Annotated in this window: 13 protein-coding genes; 7 read left to right on the top strand and 6 right to left on the bottom strand. The window is 69.6% G+C overall.

Going from position 1 to position 12,769, the window contains the following annotated elements:
- Window positions 1–29: 29 nt before the first annotated feature.
- Window positions 30–440 carry a hypothetical protein gene (locus M3Q35_RS04470; protein ID WP_273940324.1) on the top strand — a complete coding sequence of 137 codons (411 nt, stop codon included), beginning with the start codon at window positions 30–32 and terminating at the stop codon, window positions 438–440.
- Here the strand turns inward: M3Q35_RS04470 and M3Q35_RS04465 are convergent.
- Window positions 437–1,531 (bottom strand): NAD(P)H-dependent flavin oxidoreductase, encoded by a 1,095-nt coding sequence (locus M3Q35_RS04465; protein WP_273940323.1) that lies wholly within the window; start codon window positions 1,529–1,531, stop codon window positions 437–439. The genes M3Q35_RS04470 and M3Q35_RS04465 overlap by 4 nt on opposite strands.
- Window positions 1,512–3,158 carry an acyl-CoA synthetase gene (locus tag M3Q35_RS04460; protein ID WP_273940322.1) on the bottom strand — a complete coding sequence of 549 codons (1,647 nt, stop codon included), beginning with the start codon at window positions 3,156–3,158 and terminating at the stop codon, window positions 1,512–1,514. Before M3Q35_RS04460 ends, M3Q35_RS04465 begins: the two co-directional genes overlap by 20 nt.
- A 51-nt stretch (window positions 3,159–3,209) precedes the next feature.
- Between M3Q35_RS04460 and M3Q35_RS04455 the strand changes: the two genes are divergently transcribed.
- Window positions 3,210–4,010 carry a crotonase/enoyl-CoA hydratase family protein gene (locus M3Q35_RS04455; RefSeq protein ID WP_273940321.1) on the top strand — a complete coding sequence of 267 codons (801 nt, stop codon included), beginning with the start codon at window positions 3,210–3,212 and terminating at the stop codon, window positions 4,008–4,010.
- A gap of 95 nt (window positions 4,011–4,105) precedes the next feature.
- Here the strand turns inward: M3Q35_RS04455 and M3Q35_RS04450 are convergent, their stop codons facing one another.
- The 3 genes from M3Q35_RS04450 to M3Q35_RS04440 form a co-directional block, all read right to left on the bottom strand.
- The gene (locus M3Q35_RS04450; RefSeq protein WP_273940320.1) at window positions 4,106–4,384 is read right to left on the bottom strand and encodes a hypothetical protein; all 279 of its coding nucleotides are present in this window, start codon (window positions 4,382–4,384) and stop codon (window positions 4,106–4,108) included.
- A 405-nt stretch (window positions 4,385–4,789) separates the two neighbouring features.
- Complete coding sequence (locus M3Q35_RS04445) at window positions 4,790–6,334, bottom strand: acyl-CoA synthetase (RefSeq protein WP_273940319.1); 1,545 nt, start codon at window positions 6,332–6,334, stop codon at window positions 4,790–4,792.
- Between the two features lie 5 nt (window positions 6,335–6,339).
- A complete protein-coding gene (locus tag M3Q35_RS04440) occupies window positions 6,340–7,398 on the bottom strand; it encodes an LLM class F420-dependent oxidoreductase (protein WP_273940317.1) in 1,059 nt (352 codons plus the stop codon).
- Window positions 7,399–7,439: 41 nt separating this feature from the next.
- Between M3Q35_RS04440 and M3Q35_RS04435 the strand changes: the two genes are divergently transcribed.
- From M3Q35_RS04435 to M3Q35_RS04415, 5 genes are read left to right on the top strand one after another with little or no spacing between them, the layout of a single operon-like run.
- Window positions 7,440–8,402: a Zn-ribbon domain-containing OB-fold protein gene (locus M3Q35_RS04435; protein ID WP_273940316.1), complete on the top strand. Its 963-nt coding sequence runs from the start codon at window positions 7,440–7,442 to the stop codon at window positions 8,400–8,402.
- Window positions 8,403–8,411: 9 nt separating this feature from the next.
- The gene (locus tag M3Q35_RS04430; protein ID WP_273940315.1) at window positions 8,412–9,464 is read left to right on the top strand and encodes a thiolase domain-containing protein; all 1,053 of its coding nucleotides are present in this window, start codon (window positions 8,412–8,414) and stop codon (window positions 9,462–9,464) included.
- A complete protein-coding gene (locus tag M3Q35_RS04425) occupies window positions 9,464–10,627 on the top strand; it encodes a thiolase domain-containing protein (RefSeq protein ID WP_273940314.1) in 1,164 nt (387 codons plus the stop codon). The genes M3Q35_RS04430 and M3Q35_RS04425 overlap by 1 nt, the downstream gene beginning before the upstream one ends.
- Window positions 10,624–11,499, top strand: a complete 876-nt coding sequence (locus M3Q35_RS04420; protein ID WP_273940313.1) for a TIGR03619 family F420-dependent LLM class oxidoreductase — start codon at window positions 10,624–10,626, stop codon at window positions 11,497–11,499. Before M3Q35_RS04425 ends, M3Q35_RS04420 begins: the two co-directional genes overlap by 4 nt.
- Window positions 11,496–11,930, top strand: coding sequence for a nuclear transport factor 2 family protein (locus M3Q35_RS04415; protein WP_273940312.1), 435 nt, complete (start codon window positions 11,496–11,498; stop codon window positions 11,928–11,930). The genes M3Q35_RS04420 and M3Q35_RS04415 overlap by 4 nt, the downstream gene beginning before the upstream one ends.
- Here M3Q35_RS04415 and M3Q35_RS04410 read toward each other — a convergent pair.
- Entirely contained in the window at window positions 11,927–12,763 is an 837-nt protein-coding gene (locus tag M3Q35_RS04410) for a phosphotransferase (RefSeq protein ID WP_273940310.1), read from the bottom strand. The two genes, M3Q35_RS04415 and M3Q35_RS04410, sit on opposite strands and share 4 nt — an antisense overlap.
- Between the last annotated feature and the right edge of the window lie 6 nt (window positions 12,764–12,769).

Raw genomic sequence — 12,769 nt, 5'->3', positions numbered from 1 at the left:
GGTTCCCCCTCCGGATACCATCAGGTCCCGTGCCGCTGAGACTTCGGATGACCGCCCTGTCGCAGGTGGCGACGATCGTGCTCAGCTGGTTACTGCCGTTCGGCGTGTTCATCCTGGCGGGGCCGGTGGTCGGCGGCGGCCTGCGGATTCCGCTGCTGGTGGTGGCGTTGCTGGTAGCGATCACGCTGAGCGTGCGCGGCACGGAGTGTGGCGTCGACTGCACGGCCGACACGGTCAGGGTGCGCGGATGGGTGAGGACGGTGTCGATCCCGACGCACGCGGTGACGGGCGTGGATCAGGAAGGCAGCGCGCTGCTCTGGCGGGACGGGGACGAGGAGCGCCGCACGAGGGTGTACGCGTTCGGCCGCTCGCGTCGCGGCATCGACCCGCACAGCCGGGAGTCGCTCGAGCGGCTGGCGGACTGGGTGGCCAGCCGCTAACGAAGCTTGTCCAGCCGGGTGAGGGTCTCGTCGAACTCCCGCAGCAGGTCGGCCATGACAGCGGCGACGGGACGGATCTCGTTCATCCGCCCGACGATCTGGCCGACGGGCATGGACACGACGCTGGGATCGCCGGAACTGGCGATCCGCTGGTGGGCGTCGGCGACGAGCAGGTTCTGCAGCGGCATGGGCAGCGGCTCGGGGGCGTCGGGCCGGGCCCACGCCTCGGTCCACCGGGTCTTGAGCAGCCGTGCCGGTTTGCCGGTGTAGATCCGGGTCCGCACGGTGTCGCTGGAGCCGGCGGCGAGCAACGCCTGCTGGGTGGCGGAGACGGGCAGGCCGACGGAGTATTCGGCGGTGGTCAGCCAGCACGAGCCGAGCCAACCGCCGGACGCGCCCAGGGCGAGGGCGGCGGCGAGTTGGCGGCCGCTGCCGATGCCGCCGGCCGCGAGCACGGGCACGTCGGCCCCGACGGCGTCGACGATCTCGGGCACGAGCACCATGCTGGCGATCTCGCCGGTGTGCCCGCCGGCCTCGTAGCCTTGCGCCACAACGATGTCCACGCCGTTGTCGACGTGCCGACGGGCGTGCTCGGCCTTGCCGGCGAGCGCGGCGACGGGCACGTCATGGCGGTGCGCCTGTTCGATGACGTCGACCGGCGGCGAGCCGAGGGCGTTGGCGATCAGGCGGATCGGATGTTGCAGGGCAACGTCCACATGGGACCGTGCAACGGAGTGCAGCCAGCCCAACACGCCGGCGCCGTGGGAATCCAGCGGCGGCACGCCGAGCTCGATCAAGGTCCGATCGACGAAATCCCTGTGCCCGGGCGGAATCAGGGCGTCGAGATCGACCGCGGTGCCCTCGGTGGGGATCTTCGCCGGCATCACCACGTCGACACCGTACGGCCGGCCGTCGGTGTTCTCGTCCATCCAGGTCAGCGCGGCGTCCAGCTCGGCCGGGTCGTTGAAGCGGACGCAGCCCAGCACACCCAGCCCGCCGGCGCGGCTGATCGCCGCGGCGACGTGCTCGGACGGCGTGAAGCCGAAGATCGGGTGTTCGATGCCGAACCGGTCACACAGTGCCGTGCGCACGAGAGCCTCCCAGCCCGGCGGTGGTCTGGACCTCGACCGATGGCGCGCGTTCGGCGACGAGCTCCCGCGCCCACCGGTAGTCGGGTTTGCCGCTGGGGAGCCGGCTGATCTCGTCGACCAGCCAGATGCTACGCGGCACCTTGTAACCAGCGATCTGTTGGCGTGCATGGGCATCGAGCTCGTCGAAGGACAGTGTCCGCCCCGACCTCGTCTGCACGACGGCGGCGACGCGCTGACCGAGCCGCTCGTCCGGGATGCCGAGCACCAGCGCGTCGAAGACGTCGGGATGCGACTTGAGGACGCCCTCGACCTCCTCGGGGAACACCTTCTCCCCCGCGGTGTTGACGCACATGTTGCCGCGCCCCAACAGGGTCACGGTGCCGTCCTCCTCGAGACGCGCGAAATCCCCTGGCACGGCATAGCGTTTGCCGTCCACCTCGGTGAACAGCGCCGCGGTCTTTGCCTCATCCTTGTAGTAGCCGAGCGGAATGTGCCCGCCACGGGCCAGTTTCCCGATCACGCCGGGCGGGGCCGGTCGGCCGTCGTCGCCGAGTACGACGCTGGCCGGGTCGGCCTTCACCCGTGGGCCACCGTTCTGCGGCGCCCCGCTCTGCACGACACCGATGCCCGTGAAGCCGGTCTCGGACGCGCCGATCGCGTCCGTGATAACGACATTGGGGAAGGCGGCGACGTACTCCTCCTTGACGGCCTTGGAGAACAGCGCCGCACTGCTGGAGATCGCGGCCAGCGAGGACGCGTCGTACGAACCGTCCCGATAGGACTCGATCAGCGGCCGAGCCATGGCGTCGCCGACGATCATCATCACCTGGACCTTGTGCTGCTGCACTGCCCGCCAGATTTCGTCGGCGTCGAACTGCGGCAGCAGCACGACGGTGCTGCCGGTGAACAGCGCACCGAACACGCCCCACTGCGCGGCGCCGTGGATCATGGGCGGGGCGCACAGCCGGACCAGCCCGTAGGCCTGGCCCTGCCGGGCCTGCTGCCACTCGTCCTCGACCGGCACGCCGGTGATGAAGTCGATGCCGCCGCCGAGCACGCGCCACACGTCCTCCTGCCGCCACAGCACGCCCTTGGGGTAGCCGGTCGTGCCGCCGGTGTAGAGGATGTAGATGTCGTCCGGGCTGCGTTCGGGGAAATCCCGGGCCGGGCTCGCGCCGGCCAGCGCCGCCTCGTACTCGACGGCGGAATAGGACACGTTCTCGTTCGAGCCGTCGTCGGTGTAGATCACGTGGCGCAGGCGCGGCACGTCCGGCAGCACCTCGGCCACCAACGGTGCGTAACGGCGTTCGTGCACCAGCGCGACGAGGTCGGAGTTGTCGAACACGTAGCGCAGCTCGGCGCTGGTGTACCGGTAGTTGACGTTGATGGCGACCGCCCGCAGCTTGTAGGCCGCGAGCATGCTTTCCACCATCTCAATGGAATTCCGCGAGTGGACGCCGACGTGGTCGCCCGGCCGCACGCCGGCGGCGGCCAGGTGGTTGGCCAGCCGGTTGGCTCGCTCGTCCAGTTCGGCGTAGGTCACCCGGCGTTGGCCGCAGATCACCGCGGCACGCTCGGGGACGAGATCGGCTGCGTGCTCCACGAGGTCTGCGATGTTCAGGGCCACCCCTGCAAACTAGAACGTGTTACTGTTTTGGGCAATCCCCTGGGAGGCTTGATGACGGCGACGCAGGAGTCCGAGCACTGCCTGGTAGACCAACGAGGCGGGGTCCTGGTGGTGACGATGAACCGCCCGGAGGCACGCAACGCCCTGTCCGGCCCGATGATGGCGATCATGCGCGAGGCCTGGGACCGCGTCGACTCGGACGACAGCGTCCGGGTCTGTGTGCTCACCGGCGCCGGCGGCGCGTTCTGCGCCGGGGCCGATCTCAAGGCCATGACCACCAGCCATCCCGGCGATTCCTTCTCCGGCGGCGGCTGGGACCTGTCCGTCATCGAGCCCCTGCTCAAGGGCCGTCGGCTGACCAAGCCGCTGATCGCCGCCGTCGAGGGGCCGGCCATCGCCGGCGGCACGGAGATCTTGCAGGCCACCGATATCCGCGTGGCCGGCGAGAGCGCCCGCTTCGGCGTCTCCGAAGCCCGCTGGGGCCTCTTCCCCCTCGGCGGCTCCGCCGTCCGGCTGCCCCGCCAGATCCCGTACACCGTCGCCGCCGATCTTTTGCTGACCGGCCGGCACATCACCGCCGCCGAGGCGTTGAGCATCGGCTTGATCGGTCACGTTGTCCCCGACGGACAGGCCTTGACCAAGGCGTTGGAACTCGCCGACATGATCGCCGCCAACGGACCGTTGGCCGTGCAGGCCATCCTGCGCACCATCCGCGAGACCGAGGCCATGCCCGAGAACGAGGCCTTCGCCATCGAGGCCCAGCACGGAATGCGCGTGTTCCTCAGCGCCGACGCCAAGGAGGGCCCCGCCGCCTTCGCCGCCAAGCGCAAGCCCGACTTCCAGGGCAGGTAAACCCCCGCGAGTCCCGCTCTCCGTCACACCGAAACACGTTTTCTGGCGAACATCAACTCGACCCGTGGTAGTCCGAGAGCGGGACTGGTGGAGATTTACGGAGCTGTCGCGCGCTCGTTGTCCGCGGCGATTCGGACATCCCGGACAGCCGTTCGCCCGAATCGGATCAGTCGTGCGAGATCACCCGCCGCGAGGAGCCGCACGTCGTCGAGCACCGGCGTGGGCATTTCCAGCACGCTCGGGCCGTAGCAGTCGTGCCATGCCATGTCGGCCAGGGGCAGCAGTTCGAGCGCCAGCTCGATGTCCGCGGCAGAGAAGTTCGCCTCGACAAGGGATCTGCGCCCTTCACGGCGTTGCTCGCCGCCGACAGCCATCGGGTCCCTCCAGCTGCGCCGTGGCCAGCCGCCGCCCAACCGCCCCGCCGTCGCGCCGTCGCGCCGTCGCGCCGTCGCGCCGTCGCGCCGACCACGGTCGACGCGACCTGGGCGATCCGGCGCGTCAGGTTGATCGGGACGGAACTAGACGGTCCACAACTTCGAGGTCGAAAGGGGGACTGCAGGCACCATGTGCCGACCGCGCGGCGCGGGCATCCGACGCAACCACGAGGCCCACCACGGAATGCGCCTGTTCCCCAGCGCCGACGCCAAGGAGGCACCCGCCCCTCTCCCCTGGCACATGCGGTCCGGAGGTGCCTCAGGGAGGCAAGTATGACGCGCATGTGACATCGAATGTGCGTGAGAGCGTGTTTCGGTGTGTCTGAGAGCGGGACTCGCGGGGGTTCAGATGGCGCGCTCCTGCCCCTCCCAGTACGGGTCCCGCAGGCGGCGCTTGTAGAGCTTGCCGTTGGGGTCGCGAGGGAGCTCGGCGGCGTAGTCGACGGTGCGGGGCAGCTTGAACTTGGCGAGGCGGGTGGCGAGGTACGAGAGCAGCTCGGCGGTGAGCTCGGGGGAACCGGAGACACCGTCGACGGGCTGGACGACGGCCTTGATCTCCTCGCCCCAATCGGGGTGGGGAATGCCGAAGACCGCGACGTCGGCGACGGCGGGGTGGCACGCCAGCTCGCCCTCGATCTCCGCCGGGTAGATGTTGACGCCGCCGGAGATGATCATGTCGGCCTTGCGGTCGCAGAGGAACAGGTAACCGTCCTCGTCGAGGTAGCCGATGTCGCCGAGGGTGAAGAGGTCGCGGACGCGGCCGGCCTGGGTCTTGGCCTTGTCCTTGTAGTACTCGAAGGTGGAAGCGCCCATGCGCATGTACACGGTGCCGATCTCGCCGGCGGGGAGCTCGGAGCCGTCGTCGGCGAGGACCTTGACCACCGAGCCGGGCCAAGGGAGGCCGACCGAGCCGGGCTTGCGGAGCCAGTCGACGGAATTGATTACGGTGCCGCCGCCCTCGGTGGCGGCGTAGTACTCGGTGACGACCGGCCCCCACCACTCGATCATGCGGCGCTTGACCTCGAGCGGGCACGGGGCGGCGCCGTGGATGGCGGCCCGCCACGAAGAGACGTCGTAAGAAGAACGAACGTCCTCGGGCAGGGCCAACAGGCGGCGGAACTGGGTGGGGACCATGTGACTGTGGGTGACGCGGTACTTGGCGATCAGCCGAAGCATCTCCTCGGCGTCCCAACGGTCCATCAACACGGCCGTGTGTCCGAACTGGATGGACAGGGCGACGAAGTTCAGCACGGCGGTGTGATAGAGCGGCGAACCGCACAGGTGCACGTGCCCGTCGAACGGCTTGAGGTCGAAGATGCCGAAGAACCAGATGCCGGCGGCGGGCACGTCGTCGGGATCGGCCCCGGTCAAAGCCCGGCGGACGCCCTTGGGCCGGCCGGTGGTGCCGGAGGTGTAGAGCATGGGTGCGCCGGCGGTGCGGATGTCGGGCCGGCCAACGGGTTCCGACGCGCCAAGGGAGGACAACGGCTGGAAGCCGGGGATCTCCCCCACCGAGAACCGTGCGGAAGCAGGCAGCGACTCGCCGGCGACGGCGGCGGCCTCGGCGAAGCGGGAAGAGGCGACGAAAGCCTTGGCGCCGGAGTCGGAGATCAGATACGCGATCTCCGGACCGACCAGATGCCAGTTCACGGGCACGATGTACAGCCCGGTCTGCATGGCGGCAAAGTACATCGCCATCAGGTCGGACCCGTTGGGCAGCAACACCACGACACTGTCGCCAGGGCGCAGGCCCATGGCCTGCAACCCCCGCCCGTACCGATCCGCCGCAGCGGCGAGCGAGCCGTAGCTCACCTCGCCGCCGTCAGGGTCGACCACCGCCGTCAACCCGGGTTCCGCAGCCGCGATGTGCCAAAGTCCAGGCGCCGTCATACGCCTCAATCTAGAACGTGTTCCACTTCGCCGACAAGGGCCGAGGACAGCTGCTCGACCTGTTCGACGTTGCCGCAGCCGACCAGCAGGGTGGTCACGCCGCCCCGCTCGAGCTCGGCCACCTGGGCTCGCACCTCCTCGGCGGAGCCGATCAGCGCGATGCCCTCGACCAGGGCATCCGGCACCACGGCGGCGGCCTCGTCCTTGCGACCGGCCCGGAACAACTCGCCGATGGCGGCGACCTCCGAGGCATAGCCCATACGGGCGAACACATCGGCGTGGAAGTTCATGCCGGCCGCGCCCATGCCGCCGATGTACAGCGCCAGCACGGGTTTCATCGCCTGCAAGGCTCGCGCACGGTCATCGGTGAGCACGATCTGGCAGCTCGCGACGATCTCGAACTCCTCACGCGACCGCCGCGCCCCCGGCCGCGCGAAGCCCTCGTCCAGCCACTCGTTGTACATCGCGGCCAGCCTCGGCGTGTAGTAGATGGCCAGCCAGCCATCGGCGATCTCCGCGGTCAGGGCCACATTCTTGGGCCCCTCCGCGCCGAGCATGATCGGCACGTCGGGCCGCAGCGGATGGGCGATCGGCTTCAACGGCTTGCCCAGCCCCAGCGCCCCGGGCCCCTGGTACGGCAGCGGATAGTGCCGGCCGTTGTTGACGACCGGCGCCTCGCGGGCCAGCACCTGCCGCACAATCGAGACATATTCCCTGGTCCGGGCCAGCGGCTGGCCGAACGGCTGCCCGTACCAGCCCTCCACCACCTGCGGCCCGGACACGCCCAGCCCCAGGATGAAGCGGCCACCGCTGAGCCGGTCCAGGGTGAGGGCGTGCATGGCGCACGCGGTCGGCGTGCGCGCCGACAGCTGGGCCACCGAGGTGCCCAACCGCAGCCGTGACGTGCGGGAACCCCACCACGCCAGCGGGGTGAACGCGTCCGAGCCCCACGCCTCGGCGGCGAACACCGAGTCGAAGCCGGACCGCTCCGCCGCGGCGACCAGCTCGGGAGTGTTGGGGGCCGGCACCGGGGTCCAGTAGCCGAGTTGCAGTCCAAGCCTCATGCCTTCATCTTGCCGCAAAAACGAGAACGTGTTTCACTTCGATGGTGACGATCAGCTCGGAACCGTTGAGCGCCCCGCTGAACGTGGGGTTCGACTACACCCGCTCGCTCGGGCCGGTGCTGGGCCGGTTCGCCACGGGGCTGCGCGAGCACAAGATCGCCGGCGTCCGCGGCTCGGACGGCCGAATCCTGGTGCCGCCGACCGAGTACGACCCGGTGACCGCGGAGAAGCTCACCGAATTCGTCGACGTGGCCACCGAAGGCGTGGTGCAGACCTGGTCCTGGATCCCGCAACCGCTTGCGGGCCAACCACTTCAGCATCCCTTTGCCTGGGCGCTGATCAAACTCGACGGCGCCGACACCGGATTGCTGCACGCCGTCGACGCCGGCTCGCCGGACCGGATGAGCACCGGCATGCGCGTTCGCGTGCGCTGGGCCGCCGAACCGATCGGCAGCATCCGGGACATCGAATGCTTTGAACCGCTGGACAATGAGCCCACCGAACGCGAGCCGGGAGCGGGCGACCCGGTCACGATGGTGACCACGCCGATCCACCTCACGTACCAGCACGCGGCCTCGCCGGAGGAAAGCCGTTACCTGCGCGGCCTGGCCGAGGGCAAGCTGCTCGGCCAGCGCTGCCCGGCCTGCGAGAAGGTCTACATCCCGCCGCGCGGCTCCTGCCCGACCGACGGCGTGCCGACCGAAGACGAGATCGAACTGCCCGACCACGGCGTGGTGACCACGTTCTGCGTGGTGAACGTGCCGTTCCTGGGCCAACGGATCAAGCCGCCCTACGTGGCCGCCTACATCCTGCTCGAAGGCGCGGACATCGCGTTCCTGCACCTGGTGCTGGGCTGCGAGGCGAGCGAGGTCCGGATGGGCATGCGGGTGCGGGCGGCCTGGCGGCCGCGCGACCAGTGGGGCACCACGCTGGAGAACATCGACCACTTCGAGCCGACGGGCGAACCGGACGCGCCTTATGAATCGTATTCACAGCATCTGTAGGAGGCCCTCGTGAGCGAGGTGGCGGTCGTCGGCTTCGCGCAGGCGCCGAACGTGCGCCGCACACCCGGCACCACCAACGGCGTCGAGATGCTGGTGCCGGTGTTCCACCGGCTGCTCGCCGACACCAGTCTGTCCAAACAGGACATCGGATTCTGGTGCTCGGGGTCGTCGGACTACCTTGCCGGGCGGGCGTTCTCCTTCATCGCTGCGGTGGACGCGATCGGCGCGTTCCCGCCGATCATGGAGTCGCACGTGGAGATGGACGCCGCGTGGGCGCTGTACGAGGCGTGGGTGAAGATCCGCACCGGCGAGGTGGAGACTGCGCTGGTGTACGGCTTCGGCAAGTCGTCGGCCGGCGAGCTGCGGCGGGTCATGGCCATGCAGATGGACCCCTACCTGACGACGCCGCTGTGGCCGGACACCGTTGGCCTGGCCGGACTTCAGGCCCGGCTGGGCCTCGACGCCGGCCTGTGGAGCCAACGGGACATGGCCGCGGTGGCGGCGGCCAGCCGTCGTGCGGCACTGTCCAATGCGGACGCACAGCTGTCCGGTGAAACCACGGTCGAGGAACTGCTGCGACAGCCGTACATCGCGGATCCGCTGCGGGCGCACGACTGCGCGCCGATCACCGACGGTGCGGCGGCGATCATCCTGGCCGCCGGCGACAAAGCCCGCGAGCTGAGCGAGCGGCCGGCCTGGATCACCGGATTCGAGCATCGGATCGACACTCCCCTGATCGGTGCCCGCGACCTGACCACGTCGCCGTCGACCATCGCGGCGGCCAAGGCGGCTGGCATCGACGGAGTCCAGGTGGCCGAGCTCTACGCGCCCTTCACGCACCAGGAAATCCTGCTGCGCCAAGCACTTGGTCTCGGCGAGGAGGTGCGGGTGAACCCGTCCGGCGGCGTGCTGGCCGGAAATCCGCTGTTCGCCGCCGGCCTGATCCGCATCGGCGCGGCGGCCGCCGAGATCCGCGCCGGCCGAGCCGACAAGGCCATGGCCCACGCGACCAGCGGCCCGCTGCTGCAACAGAATCTCGTCTGTGTGCTGGAGGGACGCTGATGGGCGGGCAACTCGCGGCCGTGATCGGGACCGGCCAGACCAACCACACCGCCAAGCGGCTCGACGTGTCCATGGCCGGCCTCTGCCGGGAGGCGATCGACCGCGCGATGGCCGACGCCGGCACCGACTGGGCCGACATCGACGCGGTCGTCCTGGGCAAGGCCCCGGACCTGTTCGAGGGCGTCATGATGCCCGAACTGTTCCTGGCCGACGCGCTCGGCGCGACCGGGAAACCGTTGCTGCGCGTGCATACCGCGGGTTCGGTGGGTGGCTCGACCGGCAATGTGGCGGCCAGCCTGGTGCAGTCGGGCGTGCACCGCCGGGTGCTGGCGGTGGCATTCGAGAAGCAGTCCGAGTCCAATGCCATGTGGGCGCTGTCGGTGATGCCGCCGTTCCACATGCCGGTCGGCGCCGGCGCGGGCGGCTACTTCGCGCCGCACGTCCGGTCCTACATCCGGCGTTCCGGTGCGCCGGACCACATCGGCGCGATCGTCGCGGCCAAGGACCGCCGCAATGGCGCCCTCAATCCTTACGCACACCTGAAACAGCCGGACATCACGGTCGAGTCGGTGCAGGCGTCGCCGATGCTGTGGGACCCGATCCGGTACGACGAAACGTGTCCGTCCTCGGACGGCGCGGCGGCCGTGGTGATCGCCGACGAGCAGACGGCCAAGGGCCGCCCGGCGGCGTGGATCCACGCCACGGCGATGCGCACGGAGCCGACAACGTTCGCCGGACGCGACCAGGTCAGCCCACAGGCCGGCAAGGATGCCTCGGCGGCGCTGTGGAAGCAGGCCGGCATCAAGGATCCCGTGTCCGAAGTGGACGTTGCCGAGATCTACGTGCCGTTCTCGTGGTTCGAACCGATGTGGTTGGAGAACCTCGGTTTCACCGAGGAAGGCCAGGGCTGGAAGTTCACCGAGGCGGGCGAGACCGCGATCGGCGGACGCCTGCCGGTGAACCCGTCCGGCGGTGTGCTGTCCTCGAATCCCATTGGGGCATCAGGGTTGCTGCGCTACGCCGAGGCGGCGATGCAGGTGCTCGGCCGGGCCGGCGACCACCAGGTCGACGGCGCGCGCGTCGCGCTGGGCCACGCCTACGGCGGCGGCTCGCAGTACTTCTCGCTCTGGGTGGTCGGATCGGAAAGGCCGGGTGCGCGGTGAAGTTCACGCTGGCGATTGCCATGAGCCCGCTGGACCAGCTGGTCGAGCTGGCCAAGACGGCCGAGGAGTGCGGCTTCGCGTCGATCGCGCTGCCGGATTCCCTGTTCTGGTCGGAAAAGGTGTCGGCCGACTATCCGTACACGCCGGACGGCAGCCGGTTCTGGAACGCCGACACGCCGTGGGCCGACCCGCTGATCGCCGCAGCCGCGATGGGCGCCGGCACCAGCACGATCCGCTTCTACACACAGGTCCTCAAGCTCGGCTCGCGCAATCCCGTGCTGCTGGCCCGGCAGGTCAACTCGGTGGCCGCGTTGACCAACGACCGGTTCGGGCTCGGCGTCGGACTCGGCTGGTCGCCGGAGGAATTCGCCTGGTGCGGCACGGAATACGCGCACCGCGGGCCGCGCTCGGACGAGATGATCGACGTGCTGAAGCTGATCCTCGGCGGCGGCATGGTCGAGTACCACGGCAGGTACTACGACTTCGACAAGCTCCAGATGAGCCCCACGCCCGGGAAACCGGTTCCGTTCTACGTCGGCGGGCACACCGAGGCCGGGCTGCGCCGGGCCGCCCGCATCGGTGACGGCTGGACGTCAGCGATGATCAAGTTCGGTGACCTCCAGCAGATCGTCGCCCGGCTCGCCGAGCTGCGCAAGGAATACGGGCGCGACGACCAGCCGTTCGAGATCCAGGCCGTGTCGATCGACAAGTTCGGCGTCGACGGCTACCGCGACCTGGCCGGGGCCGGTGTCACCGACGCCATCGTCATGCCGTGGCTGCTCTACGGCGTCGGCTTCGACGGCGAGCTGGCGGCCAAGCAGGACGCGCTGCGGCGCTTCCAGCACGAGGTGATCGAGAAGGTGACGGCATGATCGACTGGCGGGCGTCGAAGGCCGAACACCCGGCGCGCAAGGCGTCCTGGCGGTCCATGGAGGCCGTGGTGGCCGGCGAGAAGGAGAAGTGGATCTCGCTGTTCGCGCTCGACGGCAGCGTGGAGGACCCGGTCGGCCCGTCCCCGTTCGACCCCGACGGCCTCGGCCATCACGGGCACGAGGCCATCGCGGCCTTCTGGGACAAGGCGATCGCGCTGGCCGAGGGTTTCGACTTCACCATGACCGACTCGTACGCCAACGGTCTTGAGTGCGCCAACGTCGGCACCATCACGATCCACCTGCCCGGCAACAACCTGATGGACACCGACGGCGTGTTCGTCTACCGGATCGACGAGGACGGGCTGATCCGCTCGGTCCGGGCGCACTGGGAGATGGAACGCGCGATGAAGACGCTACGAGCCAAGCCCTAGCGCCCGAATCGCCCACGGCAGCGCCACTTCCAGCTGCTTGCGCTGGATCGGGCGCACCCCGGCGCGTCCGGCACCGGCGGCAACCCGGCCCGGGCGGCGAAGAACCCGGCCACGACCGCGACCAGGGTGATGTCGATGTCCGCGACGTCGTCCGGCCGCGGTCCGCCTTCGGCGTGCACGCTGGGCAGGAAAGCCGCGCGGTCGAGCTCCGGGTTGGCCAGGCAGCTGTGGTTCCAGTCGACGAACACCGTGCGGTCGCCGGAGAAACACAGGTTGTCGCTGCGCACGTCCAGGTGCACCACGGAATCGCCGGACAGCTTCGCCGCGGCGGACGCCTCGAGCATGGTCGGCAGCATCCAGTTCAGCCCGGCTCGCGTGCACAGTCCCAGCGACAGAAAGGGTTCCGGGTCCTCGGCGACGGTCTGCCAGCCACCATTGATCGAGCTCTCGTCCAGCACCGGCATGCCGTCCGGGACCGGCTGCCGGCCGATCGCCGTGATGGTGTCCAGCACCTGACGCACCTGGTCCAGCCGCCACGGCGGCGGCCAGTGCGCGCCGGACAGGTCGTCCAGCACCAGGATCGGCTCCACGCTGCCGTCGTCGTCCCAGCCGCGCAGCCGGGGCATGAACGACGCGTCCAGTCGAAGGTAGTTCGCGTGCTCGCGCCGCAACTCCCCCGCCGTGTACTCGTTCACCGCCTGCTTGGCGAACACCGTTGTGCCGTCGGCCAGTTCCACGATCATCCGGCGGGCCGGCGTGTAGCCACGGCCGCCGAACGGCGTCACGCGGACGACCGGCTCGCCGATCGCCCACGTGAGTCGCTCCGTATCCATGCCTCC

Source organism: Kutzneria chonburiensis, assembly GCF_028622115.1.
GTDB classification, from domain to species: domain Bacteria; phylum Actinomycetota; class Actinomycetes; order Mycobacteriales; family Pseudonocardiaceae; genus Kutzneria; species Kutzneria chonburiensis.
The sequence above is the reverse complement of the archived record's forward strand: the minus strand, read 5'-3'. Positions and strand labels throughout refer to the sequence as shown.